This window comes from Sulfitobacter sp. R18_1, from assembly GCF_017743915.1.
Lineage (GTDB): Bacteria > Pseudomonadota > Alphaproteobacteria > Rhodobacterales > Rhodobacteraceae > Sulfitobacter > Sulfitobacter faviae.
Genome location: NZ_JAGHRG010000002.1, coordinates 449,850 through 470,892, shown reverse-complemented (window position 1 = coordinate 470,892; position 21,043 = coordinate 449,850). Strand labels below are relative to the sequence as shown.

Here is a 21,043-nt window from a genome sequence, read left to right as displayed (position 1 = left end):
CGGGGGTTTTCATGCGCGGTCGCGCGGCAGGTCAAGCTCCGCCAGCACCGCATCGGTATCCGCGCCGATGGCCCGTGGGGGGCTGGGCATTTGCGGCGCGGCACCGTCAAACCGCGGCGCTTGGCCTGATTGAAGCACGCCATCGACCCTCACCACATTGCCCCGCGCCGCCATCTGCGGATGATCCGGCGCTTCGGAAAAGCTCAGCACCGGCGCCACGCAGGCATCTGAGCCGTCGAAATGCGCCGCCCAGTCGTCCCGCGCGCGGGTGGCAAAAATCGCGGAGAACTCAGCAATCCGTTCGTCCCATGTCGTCCTGTCGTTCTGGCTCTCGGCAAGCGCCGCAGGCAGGCCCAACTTCTCTAACAGGATCGCGTAGAACTGCGGCTCCAAAGCCCCGACCGAGATGAATTTCCCATCCGCACAGGTGTAGCAACGGTAAAACGGCGCGGCCCCGTCGAGCCAATTGGCGGCACGTTCTTCGGTCCATGCGCCTTGGGCCAGCATGCCATGGATCAGCCCCATCATTGCAGGCACCCCATCGACCATCGCGGCATCGACGACTTGTCCCCTGCCGGTCACCCCGCGTTCGATCACAGCCGCAAGGATGCCGAACAGCAAGAACATCGTCCCGCCGCCGTAATCCGCCACCATGTTCAAGGGCGGCACCGGGGGCGCATCGGCGCGGCCCATGGCATGAAGTGCCCCTGTTAGAGCCAGATAATTGATGTCATGCCCCGCCGTCTGCGCCCATGGGCCGGTCTGGCCCCAGCCGGTCATGCGGCCATAGATCAGAGCCTCGGGGCAGTCGTCGGGGCCAAGGCCCAAACGTTCCATCACGCCGGGGCGAAACCCTTCGATCAGCACATCGGCAGAGGCGATCAGCGCCTTCGCCGCGGCGATCCCTTCGGCGGTTTTCAAGTTCAACACCACCGACCGCTTGCCGCGCCGGTTGATGTCCGACGGGTCCGCCGGGGCGGCTTTGCGGTCGACCGTGATGACATCCGCGCCTAGATCGGCCAGCAGTTGCCCCGCCAGCGGCGCGGGGCCAAGGCCGGAAAACTCCACCACCCTGAGCGAGGACAGCGGCCCTTTGCGCGCCGCCCCGCTCATGCTGCCCCCGGCACCAAGACCTGCCGCGCCCCTTCGGTGAAATCCGACAGCGACAGCGCCCATGTCGTGCCGGGCCAGCGCAACTCCATCTCGCGTTTGCGCGGACGGTAGACAGCGGTATAAAGCGTGCCGAACCCCGCGTTGAAGGCCGTGGAATAAAGCGGCGGCTTGAGGAAGGCGCCGATGAACTTCTCCTCCGGGTCGCGGTGCAGACGCAGACGTTGCAACAGGTAGCGCTCCCGCTCGACCGTGGCGGTAAAGCGGGCGTGGCTGATCCACTCCACATTCTCTTGATGATTGGTCGCCACCGCGGCGCGGGTTATGACAGCGGGGCGATCGGGGGCCATCATGGCGGTCAGGTAACTGCGCTTTCGGTCGAGTACGGTGACGTTGTAGCTCATATGCGTGGGCACCCGCGCCAGCACCTCGCCCGCCTCCTGCGCGGTTTCGCAGGTCTGCAAGACATAGCGCAGGATCAACGGCACGCCGAAGCCTTCGCCCACCACACGCCGCCCGCCAAAGGTGAGCGAGATCGACAGCCCTGCATCATTCACCCCGTCGACCAGCCCCCAAAGCCCGTCGGAGGTGCCCATGACCTGCCGCCCCTGCCAGCCGGTGCGCAGCACCATCGCGTCAAAGGCATTGGGGTTATAGTCATAGTTGCGCACCATGACCGGCTCTTTCCCCGCCCAGATCGCCTGCGAACAGGCCGAGAGATAGGGCGGCGGGCAATAGAAACTAAGGAAGCGCGCCGCGTGGTCGCCGCCGCCCGCAAGACTGCAAAGCTGGTCATAAAGCGGCAGCATCTCGGGCATATGCTGGGCCAGCGCACGGCGGCATTGGGCATAGGTCGGGCGCGCGGCCTCTCCCTCCTTCAACCACCATGCGTGATAATCAGGCCAATAGGCCGCGAAGAGACCGGCCCATTTGGGGCCGGGCTGGTCTTCGGACAATGCGCGCCAGTACATCGCGGCCTTTCAACTCGTTACAGGATCTTGAATGCCGGATCAGAAAGCTCTGGACCGGCCGAGGCGGTGGGCAAGGGTTTGCCATCCACGCTGCGTTTGATCCCATGAATCCACTTTTTCGCGCGTTCGTTCAACTGGAAAGACTTCGTCATCGACCGGCCCCGCGTCACGAGGATGCCAATATCCGCGCCCTCGTAGCGATAGTCACCCGGTTGCAGGATGCGCAGGAAGAAGGCCTCGTTCTCGCTCTCGACCGCGCGGCGGTGATAGTCGAAACGGTCAAAGACGACGGTGCCGTCCTCCTTCATCTTATAGATCCCGGTCTCGGGCGCTTCGGTGCAGATGTCGACACTGTCTTCGGTGTGTTTGATGACCATCTGGCTCCAGCCGTCGATATTGTCCGGATCGGCCCAACGGGCGTTCAGCTCATCCACGTCGAGGGTGAATTTCTTGCGGCTGAACTCCAGCAGGTGGAACAGGAACAGCGGCGCGTCGGCATGGGCGAAGGCGGCGTGGTTGGTCATCGAGCTTGCCCCGGTGATCCGCGGGTTCAACTCCCCCAACCACAGGTCGCCGGTCTTCTTGTCGATAAGGAAGTCGAGCTCGAAATAGCCGCGATAGCCCTCTTTCCGCAACTGCTCGCCGAACTTGAAGGTCAGATCGCGCGCCTTCTCGCGGACCTTGGGCGGGAAGGCGGTGGCGAGGATCTCGTTCCCGCACCAGCCACCGCGGTAGGGGGTCAATTCCTTGAAGCCGACCAGTTCGGTCATTAGCGGGCCGACGATGGTGCCTTCCTTGGTGGCGCAGGCCTCGATCGCGGCACCGCGACAGTCGATCCGCTTCATGATCTTAATCTCGCCCTCGCCCACGATCTCGCTCTCGTGGCGGCGGAAGTCGGCTTCGGACTTGATGAAGAAGGTGGTATGCCCACTGTCGCCATAGGCCGATTGCAGCACGAGGTCATGGCCCAGATCGGCCTTCTCGCAAATCTCGCGGAGGTGCTCGTAGCTTTCCACCTCGCTCAGCGTGTTGGGCACGGAAGGCACGCCGGCCTTGTTGCCGATGCGCACCGTCTCGATCTTGTTGTCCATCGACTGGCGCAGCTTGGCCTTGGGGAACCAGACCTCGGCGCCCAGCTCCTTGCTCAGCCGCTCGGTCTCTTCGTCGAACATCAGAAAGACGAATTTGGGCTTGCCCCCGCGGCGCTTGATGAAGTCGATGACCTCCTTGTGCTGCAGCAGGTAGTTGTTGATGTCCTCGATGCTCTGGAACTCCGCATGGGGCTGTTCCGAGGGGCAAAAGACGTTGGGATGCTTGCCGCCGTAGCAGTCGATGTAGCAGATGTACTTGAAATTCTTAACCCATTCATCGAGGCCCAGCAGATTGAAGTTGGTGGCCGAGATGAAATAGACCGGGTCCTCGTTTCGGTGAAAGAACCGGCGGATTTCGGAGATATTCTTGAGAATTTTTGCCATGTCGTAGGTCCTTTTGGTCAAACGGGTGAAGAAGAAAGGTCTTTGCGGCGCACGCGTTTCAATGCCTCCGCGGTAAAGACGCGCAGGCCCAGATCGGGCCGGTATCCGTGGATCTCGCTGACATCGAGCGCGCGCATGAAGTCGAGAATTTCCTGACTGACGACCTGTCCGGGGACGAGGATCGGAAAGCCGGGCGGGTAGGGGATGATGAAGCTGGCCGAGACCACCGTGTCGCCCGCGTCCATCACCTCTTGCAAGGATCCGTTCAGGTCGAGGTAGTCACAGTTTTTCTCATCATAGGCGAGGAAGAAGGGCGTGCGAATGTCGCCCTCGGGCGTGTCGGCCGCGCGGAAGGCTTCGTGGAAGCAACTGAAATCCGGCAGCGGCGGGTAGTTCTCCATCAGATTGGTGACGCGCCGGTCAAATGACAGCCGCTCCATCCGGCTGGCATCGTCCAAAAGATCATCGAGAGATTTGGCAATCTCCACCAGCACTTCGATCAGATAGGCGACCGAAGAGCGCGTGGTGCCGATGTTGGTCATGAACAGCACGGTATTGCGCGAGGTCTTGTTGATCTGGATGCCGTATTTGTCCATCAGGATCTGGGTCTTGAAGGTATCGCCATCCCAGCCCGTGCCGCCCACGGCGAGGGTCACGCGGGTCGCGTCGAGCACGAATTCATCCTGCTCCCAACAATCCCACATGTCTGTCCAACCCTGCTCAACGTCATAATAGCTGGTGACGCCGCTTTCGCGGTGCTGTTCGGGGATCATGTCCCCGGCGGAGAGCACTTTGAAATACTTGCGTAAGAGCGGGTGTTCGCTGATGGCACGGCGCATCGACATCGCCGCTTCGACCTGCCGTTGGACAAACTCGAACCCTTCGAGTTCGACCTGACGCCGCCCCACGTCGAGCGAGGCGATGATCTGGTAGTTCGGCGAGGTCGAAGTGTGGGTCATATAGGCTTCGTGAAAGCTCTGCTCGACCTCGCCTTTGAAATCCTGATCGTTGACATGGATCATCGAGCCCTGCCGCAGTGAGGTCAGCGTCTTGTGGGTCGATTGCGTGGCATAGGCCCGCACCCGCGCCTGCGGCGGGGGGATCAGCCGGGTGTTGAGCAGGGTCTCATCATCCGCGTCTTTCAGGGTCTTTTGCTGGGCCTCATAGGCGGCTGCATGGGCCTCGGACTTGAACTTCGCCCGCAGGGTATTGGCCGCGTTCATCGCGGTGCGCTGGCGATATGTGGGACTAAACCGGGCAAAAGCGAACCATGCCTCGTCCCAAAGGAAGATGAGGTCGGGCTTGATCGCCAGACATTCCTCCATCACCCGCTCGACGTTGTAGACCAGCCCGTCGAAGGTGCAGTTGGTCAGCAAGAGCATCCGCACCCGGTCAAGCTTGCCCGCCGCCTTCAGCTCCAAGAGCCGCTCCTTGATCTCGCGCAGCGGCACCGCGCCGTACATCGAGTATTCGTTGAGCGGATAGCTGTCGAGGTAGCTGACCTGCGCGCCTGCCAGCACCATCCCGTAATGGTGCGACTTGTGACAATCACGGTCGACCAACACGATGTCGCCGGGCCGCACCAGCGCCTGCACCACGATCTTGTTGCAGGTCGACGTGCCGTTGGTGGCGAAAAACGTCTGTTTAGAACCGAAAGCGCGGCTTGCGAGTTCCTGCGCCTCTTTGATCGGCCCATGCGGCTCTAGCAGGCTGTCGAGCCCGCCCGAGGTCGCCGAGGTCTCTGCAAGGAAAATATTCGGCCCGTAGAACGCCCCCATGTCCTGAATCCAGTGGCTGCGCGTGATCGACTTGCCGCGGCTGATCGGCATGGCGTGGAAGACACCGGTGGGCTGTTTGGAATATTCCACCAGCGCGGTGAAGAAGGGCGACTTGTTGCGCGCCTGCACCCCGCGCAGGATGTTGAGGTGCAGCTCCATGAAGTCTTCCTGATTGTAGAAGACCCGCCGACAAATCCCCAGATCGAGCCCGGCGATATCCTCGACCGAGCGTTCGGTGACCAGATAGGCATCAAGCTCGGGCCGGACCTTGGCGATCATGCGGCAAAGCTCTGGGCCATAGCTCTCGGGCTGAAGCGCGTCGATCTCATCCTGCCCGCCCGCGCGGGCGAGGTAGCGGGTCAGGATCTGTTGATCGACTTTCGATTTTAACGTGAGCCCGGGGCGGACGACGATGGCTTGGATATTGTGGTTGAACATCACCGCGATCAGCGCGTCTTCGAGGCTGGGCACCACGACGGCTTCGTAGATGAACGGGTCTTCCGTCCGGCGCATGCGGGTGACATTGCTGCGCAGCCAGCGTTCCTGCTGTTCGTTCACATTGTCGACGATCAGCACTTCGAAATAGGGTTTCGCCAGCGCCCGCGCCTCGGGCGGCAGCATCGCCTCGTCGTCATGCTCGTCCTGATCCAGACTGTCGCGTTCCAACGGGATGGTGCGGCGGCGGTAAGCGCCGGTGGTCAGCGCCCGGGTTACCCGGTTCACAGCAAAAGCCAGATCCTCGAAATTGCCATGGGCGAACTGGCGACGCATGTGGTCAAAGGCGGACATGCCCGGAAAGGCCCAATAGGGCTCGATCAGGGCCAGTGACTCAAACAGCGCCTCGATTTCCTTGCGCCCCTGCGCCGCGCTCTTGCCTTTCGGATCGCGCGACATGGCGGCGGCGGCGGCGCGCAGGGCGCTCCACCGATCCGACCGCAGTTGAATGGCCGAGGAATAGTCGTTCATAGAATGCATCAGTCGTCCTCTGCTGGAGGGCCGACCGATGCGTCAGGTAGCGCTTTGCGCGAACCTAACCCCGGCCTAGCCGCTGGTATTGTCGTTCTGCCCGGGTGTGTCAGGCGTTGTCTGTGGGTCGGGCGTGCCCGCAGCCGGGGCCACGGGCGCCGGTGTCTGGGCCACCTCGGGCGCCGTCCCGGCGGTGGGGCTGGCAAGCGGCTCAGGCGGGAAACCGTTCTTGCCCTTATAGGTCGGGATTTCGGCAGGCACCTGCTGGGCGGGCACATCGACATGCAGCCCCGCGCGGCTGCCCTGTTGCGGGATTTCAAGCGGGCCAAGGGTGTGCAGGAAGGCATCCGCGCCGCTGTCACGGTCATAGACCGGGAAGTCTGTCGGGCGGTCGCGGAAGGATTTGAGCAGTTGGCCCAGCCCCTTCATCCCCGTCTCACGCTGGCGACGCACCATGTTGAGGTCGATCTCAATCGGGAACATATCCTCTTGCCCCGCCGATTGGTGCAGCACCATCGAAGTCGGATCGACCACGCAGGAGCGGCCCACGCCCCCGGCGCCAAGGCCATTCACGTCGAAGATATAGCACTGGAACTGCGCCGCCGTGGCGCGCGCGATGGCAAGTTCCGCATCGCGGTCGGTGGTGCCGGTCAGCACCGGGTGCAGCAGCACCTCGACCCCTTGCGAGGTCAACTGCCGCGTCGTTTCGGGGAACCACATGTCATAGCAGATCGACAGGCCAAAGCGGCCCACATCCGGCACATCGAAAATACAGAATTCATTGCCCGCCGCGATCCCGGCCTCATAGGGCCGGAAGGGGAACATCTTGGCATAGCGGCGCACCACTTCGCCTTCGGGGTTGATTACGACCGAGGTGTTATACACGCGGCCATCCTCGGGATGCTTGAGGAACATCGAACCGGGGATCAGCCAGACCCGATGCCGCCGCGCGGCGGCCTGAAACTGTTCGATCGTCTCATTCTCGGGCGGCAGGGCAAACCGGTCAAGCGGGCCGAAAGGTGCCAGTTCGGAGAACAGCACCATCTGCGTCCAAGGGAAACGCGCCATCAGAATGTCGAGCCGCTGGATCATGCCCTCGACATTGGGCTGCAAGGCATTGACGTACATCTGCACGCCGGCAATCGCGAAAGGGGTCATGCGTGAATACTCCGAACTACGCGGCGCAATGGACCATTTCCTTGCCTATCTCCGCGACGCACGTGTCTTACGCCCTCACGACCAGAACGGAAACAGGGGAACGACGCACAATGCGGTCGGCGTTGGAGCCGACGAGGAATTCGCGCAGGCTGTCGGGGTGCTCGGACCCCATGACCACCAGATCGGCGTTTGATTTCTTTATCGTTTTCAGCGCCTCACGGTGGATCTTGCCGAATTTCAGGTGCTGCTTCACCTTTACGTCATCAGGCACCTCACGCTCGACCAGCTGTTCAAGCGCCTTGGCCGCGCGGCCCGTGGCCTGTTTCTCGTAATCTGCGGGAAAGAACCCTTCGACCAGCGGTGTGCCCATGTCCGGCACGACCGAGAGGATATGCAGCGTGCCTTTGGAGAGGCGGATCATATCAATCGCCTGCGGCAACGCCTTTTCCCATGATTTCGGGTCGCTCAGATCAACGGTCAGCAGGATGTTATCGAACATGATGCGCCCTCCTCAGGCTGTCGCGGGCTTACGGGGGGCCTGCGCGGCACGGCCCCGTTGCAAGAACACCACCAGCGCCAGAAGTAGCAGGGCGGGGATGAACATCCAGTACTTGCTGGGTTGTGGCATCGGTTTCAGCACCCGCAGCACCTCTTGATCCCAATCGAGGCCCGCGCCCTGCGCCGGGCTGTCATAGAGGACATCGTCGATGATCATCTTGTCGCCATCCTCGCGGAACATGAGACCCGCGGCCTCCAGCTTCTCGGCCCCGGTCTCACCTTCGCCGATGGGCAGCAGGGCCACGAACTCCAACGGATCGCCCAGATCATTCACGCCCGAGATGCGCAGCCGCAGCCGTTCACCCGCGGGGGTTTCTTCAGCAGCCTGAACGATCTCGGTCGGGGCTTCCTCGCTATAGGGGGGATAGATCATGTCCATCCAAAAGCCCGGGCGGAACAGGGTAAAGGCGATGAGCAGCAGCGCGATGGTTTCATAGAAACGGTTGCGGGCCAGAAAGAAACCTTGGGTCGCCGCCGCGAAAAGCAGCATGGCCACGGTAGCCACCACAAAGATGAACAGCCCCTGCCCCCATGTGACCCCGATCAGCAGCAATTCCGTGTTGAAGATAAACAGGAACGGCAGCGCCGCAGTGCGCAGGGAGTAGAAGAAAGCGACCAGACCGGTGCGGATCGGATCACCGCCCGAGACAGCGGCGGCGGCAAAGCTCGCCAGACCCACCGGCGGGGTCACATCGGCCATGATACCGAAGTAGAAGACGAAGAGATGCACCGCGATCAGCGGCACGATCAGCCCGTTCTGCTGGCCCAGCGTCACAATCACCGGCGCCAGGAGCGCCGAGACAACGATATAGTTCGCCGTGGTGGGCAGGCCCATTCCAAGGATCAGCGACAGCACCGCAGTCAGGAACAGGATGGCAAGGATATTGCCGCCCGAGAGCACTTCGACCACATCCGCCAGCGCCGAGCCGACACCGGTCTGGCTGACCGCGCCGACGATGATGCCCGCCGTGGCGGTGGCGATGCCGATACCGATCATGTTGCGCGCGCCGGTGACCAGACCGTCGATCAGGTCAAGGAACCCGGCTTTGACATCATTCAGGAACTGGCTCTCACCCCGGAACATCGCCATCAGCGGGCGCTGCGTCAGTAGGATAAAGATCATATAGGCCGCCGCCCAAAAGGCCGAGAGGCCGGGCGACAGGCGGTCGACCATCAGCGCCCAGACCAGCACCACGACAGGCAGGATGAAATGCAGACCGGACCGCGCAGTCGGCCCCGGCATCGGCAGGGTCGTCACCTCGGCGTTGGGGTCTTCCATCTCAAGCGGTTCTTCCTTGCTCGCCACATAAAGCAGGCCAACATAGACCGCCGTGAGGAAGACAAAGATGATATAGCCCGCCGTTTCGGGGAAGGCCGGGCGGATCCAGCCCATCAGGTAGTAAACCGCAAAGGACAGCGCGCAGATCGCGATGATCGCAAAGGCGATGCCGATAAGCTGCTGCACCAGCGGCTTGGGCGTATAGGCACGCGGCAGACCCTGCATCCCGGCTTTCATCGCCTCAAGATGCACGATGTAGACCAGCGCGATATAAGAGATCACCGCAGGCAGGAAGGCGTGTTTGACCACGTCGAAATAGGGAATGCCGACGTATTCGACCATCAGGAAGGCCGCAGCCCCCATGACGGGCGGCATGATCTGGCCGTTGACCGACGAAGCCACCTCGACCGCGCCAGCCTTCTCGGAGTTGAAGCCCACCTTCTTCATCAGCGGGATGGTGAAGGTGCCGGTGGTCACCACGTTTGCGATCGAGGAGCCCGAGATCAGGCCGGTCATCGCCGAGGCCACGACCGCCGCTTTCGCCGGGCCGCCGCGCATATGGCCCATGAGGCTGAAGGCGACTTGAATGAAGTAGTTGCCCGCACCCGCACGGTCCAAAAGCGAGCCGAAAAGCACGAAGAGAAAGACGAAGGAGGTCGACACGCCAAGCGCGATGCCAAAGACGCCTTCGGTCGTGATCCACTGGTGGTTCACGATCTCCGAAAGGCTGTTGCCCTTATGCGCGATGATGCTGGGCATATAGGGGCCAAGCACGGTGTAGAAAAGAAAGACGCTCGCCACGATCATCAGCGCAGGCCCAAGGGCGCGGCGGGTGGCTTCGAGCAGGATTAACAGGCCGGTAACACCTGCGATATAGTCTGGCAGGATTGGTGCACCGACGCGGTTGGCGATGTCACGGTAAAAGATAAAGAGGTAGAGCGCACAAAAGGTGCCGACGATGGCCAAGGCCCATTCCCAGATCGGAATGCGGTTCTTGGGCGAGCCGAGCAGCACGGTCGCGACCACAAAGGCCGCCGGGATCGGGATCCACCAGACCGCGGTGGAATCCTTCGTACTGACCATAAAGAGCGCGGCAAGAACGATGGGAACGATGACGCCAAGCGCCACCTGAAAACTGGTGCGCGTGGCGGGAAACACCATGATGCCAAGGAATACGGCAAAGCCGAGGTGAATGGAGCGGGCCAGCGTATCGTTGAAAAGGCCGATGGGCGAGGCGATGTAGAGTTGGAAAAGGGACCAAGCCAATGCCACCAACAGCAGCAAAGTGCCCATCAACCCGCTGACAGCACGACCGCCCGTGTCAGAAGAAGCGACAAGTTCGTCCAGTTCCGCTTGGCTCAGTCCGCCCCGGTCACCGGTTGCGGCGGTTTCGACAGCCGCCGCCTTTTGCTGGTCCTTCTCAGACATATCGTCCCCCTGTCGGCTCCACCTTGGGGCGGATGCGCATATTGTTTTTCTTCGGGTCTCTGACGGCAGCGTACCGCCGCCAGAGCTATCATGTCACGGATAGATTACTCGATCCAACCTTGCTCTTTGTAATATTTCTCTGCACCGGGGTGCAGCGGCGCAGACAGACCGCCCGAGATCATCTCTTCTTGGGTCAGGTTCTCGAACGCCGGGTGCAGACGCTTGAAACGGTCGAAGTTGTCAAACACGGCTTTCACGACCTGATAGACCACATCGTCATCCACATCAGCGGATGTCACAAACGTCGCTTTCACGCCGAAGGTTTTGATGTCGCTGTCGGTGCCTTTGTACATGCCGCCCGGCACGGTGGCCTCGGCATAATAGGGGTTGTCGTCGATCAGACCTTGGATCGCATCACCATCCACGGGGATCAGCTTGGCGTCGATGGTCGACACGGCTTCTTGGATCGAACCGTTGGGGTGGCCCACGGTGTAGATGATCGCATCCACTTTGTTGTCGCCCAGAGCGGCGGCCTGCTCGGCCGGCTTCAGTTCGGACGCCAGTGCGAAATCGTCCAGCGTCCAGCCTTTGGCGTCCATCACGACTTCCATGGTGGCGCGCTGACCGGAACCGGGGTTGCCAATGTTCACGCGCTTGCCTTTGAGGTCGTCGAAGGACTCGATGCCGCTGTCGGCACGGGCGATGACGTTGAAGGGCTCACCATGCACGGAGAAGACCGCGCGCAGGTTGTCGAACTTGTCACCCTCAAACTGGGAGGAGCCGTTGTAGGCGTGGAACTGCCAGTCGGACTGGGCCACGCCCATGTCCATGTCGCCCGCTTTGATCGCGTTGATGTTGGCGATCGACCCGCCGGTGGAGGGGGCGGTGCATTTCAGGTTGTGATCCGCGGTGCCGCGGTTCACCAGACGGCAGATCGACTGACCGACGACAAAGTAAACGCCCGTCTGGCCACCGGTGCCGATAGTGATGAACTTTTCCTGCGCCATGGCCGCAGTGCCGGCCACCATGGCGCCGGTCATCGCGAGCATTTTGAACATTTTCATAAGATGTCTCCCATTGTTATATTTGGTGGACCACCCTTTAGGCGGACACCATTGCATGCACAAGTAGAGCGCCGCAGCCTTTAGGCAATTGACTGGGCAGGGAAATTTCTAACGCGCCGTTCAGGGCCCAAGCAGACATGCCCTTGTGGCGGGAATCCCCGAATTCAGGTTAGGTCGGATTGCCATCGCGATCAATGCAACTCCCTTTCATGGCGCACCCCGGCCCCAAAAGCCTACCCTACACGCTGGGGCAAATCCGGCAGAACCGGCGCGGCGGCGATGAGTGATTTGGTATATTCATGCTGCGGCGCGTCAAAGACTTGCGTTGTCTCTCCGGCCTCTACGATCTTGCCGGACTGCATCACCAGCACCCGGTCCGTCACCGTGCGCACCACCGATAGGTCGTGCGAGATAAAGAGATAGGTCAGGTCATAATGGCTGCAAAGCTCGGCCAGCAGATCAAGGATTTGCGCCCGGACCGACACATCCAGCGCGCTGACCGCCTCGTCGAAAAGGATCAGCTCTGGCCGGATGATCAGCGCGCGGGCAATGGCGATCCGCTGGCGCTGCCCGCCCGAGAATTCGTGAATGTACTTGCGCGCATCTGCGGGGCGCAACCCCACGGCAGTGAGCGCCTCGTCAATCGCGCGGGTCCGCTCCGCCCCCTGCGGCGGGCTGTCGAGCAGGTGGAAAGGCTCGGTCACCAACCGATCAACGCGGTGGCGCGGGTTGAAGCTGCCGAAAGGGTCTTGGAACACCACCTGCATCTTGCGGCGCACCGCAAGGTTCGGCTTTGTCCCGGTAAAGACCGGTTGACCATCGACGGTAATGCTGCCCTCTTGCACCTGCTCCAGACCCAAAATCGCCCGCGTCAGGGTCGATTTGCCGCAACCGGATTCGCCCACCAAGCCCAACCGCTCCCCCCGGTTCAGGGTAAAGCTGAGGTTGTCCAGCGCGCGGAACCTGCCCGGCGCACCGAACAGCGTTTTGCGCGGCAGATGGTAATCACGACAGACGCCCTTGACCTCCAACAGCGGTTGGGGCGCGGGCGGCTTGGGCAGGTTCACCTCATGGCGGGAGGCGTCGAAAAGCATCTTGGTATAGGGGTGGCGCATGTCATGCAGCAGGGTTTGGGTTTCCCCCTGCTCGACGATCTGACCCTTGCGCATGACGATGATGCGGTCGGCCATATCCGCCACGACGGCAAGATCATGGGTGATCATCAACAGCCCCATGCCGTCTTCGCGAGCCAGACGGGTCAGCAGGGTAAGGATTTGTGCCTGCGTGGTGACGTCCAGCGCGGTGGTCGGCTCATCGGCGATCAGCAGGCGGGGGCGCAGGGCAATGGCGATGGCGATCACCACCCGCTGGCGCTGCCCGCCGCTCAGCTCATGCGGATAGCGCGACAGGGGGAAGCGGTCTTGAGGCAGGCCGACGCGGGTCAGCGTATCGGCGGCGCGGGCCTCCGCCTCGGCCCGCGACACGCCGGGTTCATGCACGCGGATGGTTTCGGCCACTTGGCGGCCAATGGTCTGCACCGGATTCAGCGCGGTCATCGGCTCTTGAAACACCATGCCGATGTCATTGCCCCGCACGCCGCACAGGGCCGCTTCGCTCATCTGGCTCAGATCATCATCGCCCAGCATGATATGACCGGTGGTCGTGGCCCCCTTGGGCAGCAGTTGCATTGCCGCCAGCGCGGTCATCGACTTGCCCGATCCGCTTTCCCCGGTCACGGCCACGATTTCGCCCGGCGCGACAGAGAAGGTCACCCCGTCGAGGATGCGCAGCCCGTGGATCGACAGCGAGAGATTGGAGACAGTCAGAAGCGTCATGTGCGTGCCACCCTCAGCCGCGGATCAAGCAGATCGCGCAGCCCGTCGCCCATCAAGTTCAGCCCCAGAACTGTCAGGATGATCGCGAAACCCGGCATCAGGGCCATATGCGGCGCGATGCTGACCATGGTTTGTGCATCCGCCAGCATCCGCCCCCAAGATGGCACCGGGGGTTGCGCGCCAAGGCCCACGTAGCTCAGCCCCGCTTCGGCAAGGATACCCAGAGAGAATTGGATGGTCCCCTGCACGATCAGCAGATTGGCAACGTTGGGCAGGATATGCTCAGCCGAGATCCGCGCGGCGGATTTGCCCGCGACCCGCGCGGCGAGGATGAATTCACGCTGCCACAAAGACAGCGCCGCCCCGCGTGTGATCCGGGCGAAAACGGGGATGTTAAAGATGCCGATGGCAATGATCGCATTGATCGCCCCGGCGCCAAAGACCGCCGTGATCAGAATGGCGATGACAATGGCCGGAAAGGCAAAGACCAGATCATTGCCGCGCATGATGACCTCATCCACGAGGCTCCCGCGCCGCGCTGCGGCCCAAAGCCCCAGCGGCACGCCCGCGCCCATGCCGATGCCCACCGCCACCAACGCCACGGCGATAGAGGTCCGCGCGCCGACCATGATCATGCTGAGGATGTCTCGGCCAAAGTGATCGGTGCCCATCGGATGCGCCAGCGAAGGGCTGTGCAGTTTGTTGGTGATGTCGAGCCCGGCATAGTCATAGGGCGTCCAGACAAAGGAGATCAGCGCCGCCAGCAGAAAGATCGAGGTCAGCGCGGCCCCAAGCAGCAGGTTGCGGTTCATGTGCGTGCCCTCAGCCGGGGATCGACGGCGGCATAGGCCAGATCGACAAGGAAATTCACCAAGATCACCGAAAAGACCAAGAGCATCACCACCGATTCGACCACGATCAAATCCCGCGCCGAAATCGACTGAAACACCAGCCGCCCAAGGCCGGGTAGGTAAAAGACCTGCTCAATGATGATCGACCCGGCCAACAGGAAAGAGAACTGCAGGCCGATGATCGTCAGCACCGGGATCAGGGCATTGCGCAGACCGTGACGCCAAAGCGCCTGCCGCGCGGTCAGCCCCTTGGCCCGCGCGGTGCGCATGAAATCTTCGCCCAAGACATCCAGCAGCGCCGAGCGCATGACACGCGCAAGGATCGCCGCCTGCGGCAAGGCCAGCGCGATGGCAGGTAGGGTCAGCGCGTGCAGCCCGGCGAAAAGCCCCTTGTCCCAACCGACGAAACCGCCTGCCGAAAACCAGCGCAGATTGATCGAAAAGATCAGCACGAGGATCATGGCGAACCAGAAGTTCGGCACCGCCACACCCAATTGCGTCGCCCCCATCACGCCCACATCCCCCGCCCGACCGCGGCGCGAGGCGGCATAGATGCCCGCCGGAAAGGCCACGATGACAGAGAGGAAAAGCGCATAGAGCGCCAAGGGCACAGAGACCCAAAGCCGGTCGCCGATCATCTCGGTCACCGGGGTGCGATAGGTGTAGGAGGTGCCGAAATCCCCCTGCAACATGCCACCGACCCATTCCAGATAACGCTCTGGCCGGGACTGATCGAGCCCCAGTTCACTGCGCAGCGCGGCCAGTGTTTCGGGCTGGGCGTTCAAGCCCAGCATAAAGGAGGCCGGATCGCCGGGGGCGACCTCGATCACCATGAAAATCACCAGCGACGCAACCGCGAGACTGATGAGCAAGGAGAGAAATCTTTTCAACGCATAGCGCAACATAGCGCGGAGGTTAGGCGGCACGCTCGGGAGGGTCCAGAGCCTGCGTGCAGTTTCCCGCGCGAGAAAGAAAAAAATGATCATTTTTTGGATGTTCGGCCGGCTGCGCCCCGAATGGTTCCCGAAAGAATCCATTCAATGCATGCCCTTAGACGCTTTAGGCACGGTTTTCGCGGGGCTTAATGCTATGCGCTGGAACCATATCGGTTATGCGGTGTTGTTTTCGGGAGAACAGACAAAACTGGAGAATGAAAATGAAAACGACTTTGAAAACACTTGCGATCGCCGGCCTTCTGGGCACCGTTTCCGCACCCGCCTTCGCCGCTGCTCACATGGACATGGCCACCATGACCTGCGCCCAGTACCAAGAACTGAGCGATGACGACAAAATGAAAGTCGCTTCCATGGCAATTGCCGAGCTGGAAGATGGCGGCCACGGTGGCTCCCTGATCACCGAAACCAAGAGCGACGGTTCCGAACCGAGCGACATCTCCGCTGAAGAAGCGACAGATTCCGAAGAGGCCGAAGATTCCCTGATCGACAACACCAAAGCCGTTGAAGATTCCGAAGACGCCGACGTGATGGCCGACACGGACATGCAGCAGGAAATGGAAGACTTCATGGTCGTCTGCAACCAGAACCCCGACGCGCTGGTAAGCGAAGCCGCTGCTGGCATGCGTGGCAAAGACTAATAGGTCTTCGCATCTAATTGCAAAGGGCGCGCCTCACGGCGCGCCCTTTTTAGTGTCTCAACATGATCCTTTCAGATCACTCCGCCCAGCTGACGCCGGTTAGGTCGGTTGCTTGTGTAGGTGCGTTCACCCAAAGCCCTTCGACACCAGCCTTGGCAATCGTCGGGAAGGCGAGCTGGAACAGGTAACCGTTCACATAGTCTTCGGCGATGATGCGCTGCGCCTTGGCCAGCATCTCGCTCCGCGCGGCGGGGTCGGCGGTCTTGTTGAACTCGGTCATCAGGGACTGGAACTCGGCATTGTCATACTGGAAGTAATAGTCCGGGTTGGCATAGATGTTGATGTCCATCGGCTCGGTGTGGCTGACGATCGACAGGCCGAAATCCTTACCCTTGAACACGGTTTCCAACCACTGCGCCCATTCGACATTGGTGATCTGCGCCTTGATGCCAACCTCGGCCAGCTGCGCGGCGATGATCTCACCCCCACGGCGGGCGTAGGAGGGGGGCGGCAGGTGCAATGTCGTCTCGAACCCATCGGGGAAACCGGCCTCGGCCAGCAGCGCCTTGGACTTTTCGGGATCGTAGCCGCTCATCTCTGTCAGGTCGACGTAGTCCGGGTTATGCGGTGCGAAATGGGTGCCGATGGGCGTGCCATAGCCAAACATCGCACCGTCGATGATCGCCTGCCGGTCGATGGCATGGGCCACGGCCTCACGCACTTTGACGTTATCGAAAGGCTCGCGCTGGTTGTTGATCGACAGGATCGTTTCGCCTTCGGTCGAGCCGATCAGAACCTGAAACCGCGGGTCGGCTTCGAACTGGGGGATATTCTCAGGCGCGGGGAAGCCGGTGAAAACATCGACATCTTCAGCCATGACGGAGGCGAAAGCCGCTGTCGGGTCCGAGATGAATTTGAAGGTCGCGCTGGCCAGCGCGGGCGCTTCGCCCCAATAGTCTTCATTCCGGGTCAGGGTGATCTTGTCGCCTTGGTTCCAGTTCTCAAATTTGAAAGCGCCGGTGCCGATTGGGGTCTGTTTGATCGTCTCGACCGATTCCGGCGCCACGATCACCGCATCGCCCCAAGCGAGGTTGAAAAGCATGTTGCCGTTCGGCTCGCTCAGTTTGACCTCAACGGTCTGCGGGTCGATGACATTCACCTCGGAAATCGCGGAATAAAGTGCCTTTTGCGCGTTGGCGCTGTCTTCGGCATTAATCCGGTCGAGGGTGAATTTCACATCCTCGGCATCCATCGTGGTGCCATCGTGAAAAGTAACCCCCTCACGCAGCTTGAAGGTATAGGTCAGCCCGTCTTCGGAAATCTCCCAGGATTCTGCCAGCCCCGGCACCACAGAGCCGTCGCCCATGAAGCGGGTCAGCCCTTCGAAAACATTGGTATATAGCACCGAGTCGATGGCGCCCGCAGCGGCGGAGGTCGGATCGAGGTGCGGCGGCTCAAGCTGCATGGCGACGGTGATGTCATCCTTGGCAAGGGCCGTCGTGGCGGCAGCGACCAATGCGGCGCTGGCCACACCGGTCATCAAACGGTTCAAACGGTTCATGAAAGTCTCCCATATTGGTGTATTTTTTTGCGAGGCTAGCCAAAAGCCACGCGGCACGCCAGCCTTCGTTGCCAAGCGCGCGTGAGAAGGGTATCGCGGGTGTTTTGCACGGGCGCGCCGCGCATCGGGGCGACCGTGAAAAGGCATCAGGAGAACATCATGGCCACGCTGGGGATTGATTTCGGAACCTCCAACACCGCGGCGGGCATTGCCGTCGACGGCGCGCCGCGTCTGATCCCGCTGGAGGCCGAGGCGCAGACCCTTCCGACGGCGGTCTTCTTTGATTTCGAGGCGCGGGAGATGCGGATCGGTGCCGCGGCATCCGACGCGCTGCTGGCCGGGGCCGAGGGCCGTTATATGCGCGGGTTGAAAAGCCTGCTTGGCACCCGGCTGATGCGCGAACGAAGGGTGCTCTTGGGCGAAAGGCTCGACTTTATCGACATCGTTGCGCGGTTTCTGGCACGGGTCAAAACGCAGGCCGAGGCCGCCACGGGACTGCACTTCGACGGGGCGCTCTCGGGCCGTCCGGTGCGCTTTCATTCCGCCGATGATGCTCGCGATGCACAAGCTCTGACAGACCTGCGCGAGGCCTATGGTCGGGCGGGTTTCGATCATGTGGACTTTATGAACGAACCCGAAGCCGCCGCGATTGCCAATCGCGCGGCCTTGCGTCCCGGGGATCTGGGGCTGGTCATCGATATCGGCGGCGGCACCTCGGATTTCACGCTGTTCCGGCAGCGCGGGAATGATGAGATCGACATTCTAGAAAGCCACGGCATTCGGCTGGGCGGGACCGATTTCGACCGGTCCCTGTCGATCGGGCGGGTGATGCCGCAGCTTGGCATGGGCAGCGAAATTCGCCACGCTTTCGGGGATGACACCCATATCGCGCCCAATGCGATCTTTAACGATCTGGCGACTTGGGCAAAAATTCCGTTCCTCTACGGCGCTGACACCCGCAAGGCGGCTGCGGAACTGCATAAATTTGCCGAGCACCCCAAGCGCTTGGCCCGATTGGTCAAAGTGCTTGATGAAGAGCTTGGTCATGACCTCGCCTTTGCTGTCGAAGCGGGGAAAATCCGCGCCAATGGTGCGGGGGGCGCGGGGGATGCTGATCCGGTGATCGATGTGTCGATGCTCAAACCCCGCGCGACCTTGCCCCTGCCCCGCGATTGGATGCGCAAGCGGCTGTCGAAACTCGCCGTGCAGATGGGGGATGCGGCAGAGGCGACGGCGCAGAAGGCAGGGCTCGCGCCCGAGGCAGTGGACCGGCTGATCTTTGTCGGCGGGTCGAGCCTGATGGCGGTGGTCGAAGACGAGATGCGGGCGCGGTTTCCACGGGCGGAACTGCATCGGGGGGCGGCCCTGACGGCGATTGTTGAGGGGTTGGCCTTGCGGGCCGGTGGGGTGAACGCGGCTGATCCGGCAGGTTGAGAGTGCGGGATCGGTATTTGAGAAAGGATGAAGGTGAAGGGGGGAGGCTCGACAGGGCCGCTGGTGGTGCGGCGTGGGACTGCGGTCTTTTTACTGTGCAGGAGGCCGCGGCGGGCTATGTTCATCATGTCCGTAGTCTTTAGGAAGAACGCGCATGGCCCCACTGATCCAGAAGAAACCCCCGACCTCTGCTGTGCAGGAGGAGGCGGAAGAACGCTCTGTCAGTAATGCGGCGGCGCTGTCGCCCAAGCTGATCTATGAGGTAATCCGGCGCGAGGGGCGCGACGAGTTGAATCGAACCAACCGTTCGCTGATCTGGTCGGGGATTTCCGCGGGGATGCTGATCAGTCTTTCTGTCTTGGGCGAGGCGATTTTCCGGACCTATCTGCCGGATGCGGAGTGGCGGTTCCTGCTGGAGAACCTTGGCTATTCCTTGGGTTTCATCGCGGTCATCATGGGCCGGATGCAATTGTTTACCGAGAACACCATTACCACCGTCTTGCCATTGATGCAGGAGCGCAGCTTGGGTGTTTTGTGCAGCCTGTTGCGGCTTTGGGGTGTTGTATTGGGGGCGAATGTCGTCGGGGCCTTTGCGGCGGCGGCGCTATTTATCTATACGCCTGCGATTCCAGAAAACATTCTGCCCGCCATTATCAGCCTTTCGGAACATGCCACCGGGATGGGGGTGTCGGAGGCATTCTGGCGGGGCATTCCAGCGGGCGTGATCGTGGCGCTGATCGTTTGGATGCTTCCGCAGGCGGATGAGGCGGCGTTTTTCCTGATCCTGACCTTTACATGGCTGATCGCGGCGGGGGATTTCACCCATATTGTCGCCGGGTCGGTCGAGATGGCGGCGCTGCTTTTGCATGGCGGCTTGGGGGTCGGTCAGGCGATCTTTGGCTTCTTCCTGCCGGTGCTTGTGGGCAACATCATTGGCGGCACGGTGGTATTCACCCTTGTTGCTTGGGGTCAGGTCCGCGACGATGTGGAGGACAGTTGAGGCAAAGCGGTCCCGATCAAGGTCGGGGCCGAATTGAGAGGAATGGCATTGGTGTTGCGCAGACCCCCGACCCGACCGGCGATCTATTGGGACGCTTTCAAAGCGAGTCTGAAGCAGGCGGCGGAGGACAACCTTGCGCTGATCTCGGCCGGGGTGGCGTTTTTTGCCATGTTGTCGCTGTTTCCGGCGCTGGCGGCATTGATCGCGCTTTTGGGGCTGATTTCCGACCCTGTCGTCGTCGTCGCCCAATTGGAGGAAGTGCGCGGGCTGCTGCCGGATGATGTCTATGACATCATCAATACGCAGGTGACCGGCTTGGTCACCGCGCGGGCCGATACATTAGGTTGGGCCGGTATCGTGTCATTGCTGGTGGCGCTTTGGTCCGCCCGGGCCGGGGTGGGGGCGATGGTGATCGGATTGAACGCCGTTTACAACGAGCGCAACCGCAATGCCGCGAAACACTACCTTCATGCCCTGCTTCTGACGGTGAGCCTTGTGGCGGTGGGCATCGTGGCGCTGCTGGCGGTGGTGATCGCGCCGATCATTCTGGCCTTCATCCCGCTTGGCCCCTTTGGCAATGCGGTGGCCGACCTTTTGCGTTGGACCGTGGCAACGGTGGTTTTGTTTGCCGGGGTTGGGGTGCTTTACCGCTTTGGCCCAAACCGGCGGGCGGCGCGGCTGCCGTGGCTCAGCAGCGGGGCTATTTTGGCGGTGCTGTCTTGGGCGGTGCTTTCCATCGGTTTTTCCTATTATGTGGCCAATTTCGGCAATTACAATCAGGTCTATGGCTCGATCGGGGCGGTGATCGCGATGTTAATCTGGCTTTGGATCAGCAGCTTTCTGATCTTGTTTGGGGCCGCGTTGAACGCGCAGGTGGAGCGGCGGACGCAGCCTGACAGCACCGTTGGCCCGGCCAAGCCGCGCGGGCAACGCGGGGCGGAAGCGGCGGATACCTATATCGATGTTGCGCAGGACTGACGG

The 21,043-nt window shown here is 61.6% G+C and carries 16 protein-coding genes; 4 read left to right on the top strand and 12 right to left on the bottom strand.

All coding sequences use genetic code 11. The features are described from left to right. Positions 1-9 precede the first annotated feature (9 nt). From J7392_RS07480 to J7392_RS07430, 11 genes are all read right to left on the bottom strand, one after another. Positions 10-1,113, bottom strand: coding sequence for a CaiB/BaiF CoA-transferase family protein (locus J7392_RS07480; protein WP_209216970.1), 1,104 nt, complete (start codon positions 1,111-1,113; stop codon positions 10-12). Then, positions 1,110-2,081: a C45 family peptidase gene (locus tag J7392_RS07475; RefSeq protein ID WP_209216969.1), complete on the bottom strand. Its 972-nt coding sequence runs from the start codon at positions 2,079-2,081 to the stop codon at positions 1,110-1,112. The genes J7392_RS07480 and J7392_RS07475 overlap by 4 nt, the downstream gene beginning before the upstream one ends. Positions 2,082-2,098: 17 nt before the next feature. Further along, on the bottom strand, positions 2,099-3,556 hold the full coding sequence (locus J7392_RS07470) for a biotin carboxylase (RefSeq protein WP_209216968.1): 1,458 nt from the start codon (positions 3,554-3,556) through the stop codon (positions 2,099-2,101). 17 nt (positions 3,557-3,573) lie between these two features. Continuing rightward, entirely contained in the window at positions 3,574-6,309 is a 2,736-nt protein-coding gene (locus J7392_RS07465; RefSeq protein ID WP_209216967.1) for an ornithine decarboxylase, read from the bottom strand. Between the two features lie 66 nt (positions 6,310-6,375). After that, on the bottom strand, positions 6,376-7,458 hold the full coding sequence (locus J7392_RS07460) for a carbon-nitrogen hydrolase family protein (protein ID WP_136720276.1): 1,083 nt from the start codon (positions 7,456-7,458) through the stop codon (positions 6,376-6,378). A gap of 67 nt (positions 7,459-7,525) precedes the next feature. After that, a complete protein-coding gene (locus tag J7392_RS07455) occupies positions 7,526-7,957 on the bottom strand; it encodes a universal stress protein (RefSeq protein ID WP_067268202.1) in 432 nt (143 codons plus the stop codon). Between the two features lie 12 nt (positions 7,958-7,969). Further along, entirely contained in the window at positions 7,970-10,723 is a 2,754-nt protein-coding gene (locus J7392_RS07450; protein WP_209216966.1) for a TRAP transporter permease, read from the bottom strand. A 104-nt stretch (positions 10,724-10,827) separates the two neighbouring features. Then, complete coding sequence (locus tag J7392_RS07445; RefSeq protein ID WP_067940950.1) at positions 10,828-11,787, bottom strand: TAXI family TRAP transporter solute-binding subunit; 960 nt, start codon at positions 11,785-11,787, stop codon at positions 10,828-10,830. A 233-nt stretch (positions 11,788-12,020) separates the two neighbouring features. Next, entirely contained in the window at positions 12,021-13,622 is a 1,602-nt protein-coding gene (locus J7392_RS07440) for a dipeptide ABC transporter ATP-binding protein (protein WP_209216965.1), read from the bottom strand. After that, positions 13,619-14,434 carry an ABC transporter permease gene (locus J7392_RS07435; RefSeq protein WP_209216964.1) on the bottom strand — a complete coding sequence of 272 codons (816 nt, stop codon included), beginning with the start codon at positions 14,432-14,434 and terminating at the stop codon, positions 13,619-13,621. The genes J7392_RS07440 and J7392_RS07435 overlap by 4 nt, the downstream gene beginning before the upstream one ends. After that, a complete protein-coding gene (locus J7392_RS07430) occupies positions 14,431-15,378 on the bottom strand; it encodes an ABC transporter permease (protein ID WP_209217004.1) in 948 nt (315 codons plus the stop codon). Before J7392_RS07430 ends, J7392_RS07435 begins: the two co-directional genes overlap by 4 nt. Positions 15,379-15,629: 251 nt before the next feature. Between J7392_RS07430 and J7392_RS07425 the strand changes: the two genes are divergently transcribed. Further along, complete coding sequence (locus J7392_RS07425; protein ID WP_209216963.1) at positions 15,630-16,067, top strand: HdeA/HdeB family chaperone; 438 nt, start codon at positions 15,630-15,632, stop codon at positions 16,065-16,067. Positions 16,068-16,143: 76 nt separating this feature from the next. On the opposite strand, the gene J7392_RS07420 is transcribed toward J7392_RS07425, so the two are convergent. Continuing rightward, on the bottom strand, positions 16,144-17,628 hold the full coding sequence (locus tag J7392_RS07420) for an ABC transporter substrate-binding protein (protein ID WP_209216962.1): 1,485 nt from the start codon (positions 17,626-17,628) through the stop codon (positions 16,144-16,146). Positions 17,629-17,787: 159 nt separating this feature from the next. Here J7392_RS07420 and J7392_RS07415 point away from each other — a divergent pair, with 159 nt between their 5' ends. From J7392_RS07415 to J7392_RS07405, 3 genes are all read left to right on the top strand, one after another. Then, on the top strand, positions 17,788-19,062 hold the full coding sequence (locus tag J7392_RS07415) for an Hsp70 family protein (protein WP_209216961.1): 1,275 nt from the start codon (positions 17,788-17,790) through the stop codon (positions 19,060-19,062). 154 nt (positions 19,063-19,216) lie between these two features. Further along, entirely contained in the window at positions 19,217-20,062 is an 846-nt protein-coding gene (locus J7392_RS07410; RefSeq protein WP_209216960.1) for a formate/nitrite transporter family protein, read from the top strand. Positions 20,063-20,110: 48 nt separating this feature from the next. After that, complete coding sequence (locus J7392_RS07405) at positions 20,111-21,040, top strand: YihY/virulence factor BrkB family protein (RefSeq protein WP_209216959.1); 930 nt, start codon at positions 20,111-20,113, stop codon at positions 21,038-21,040. The last annotated feature ends 3 nt before the right edge of the window (positions 21,041-21,043 follow it).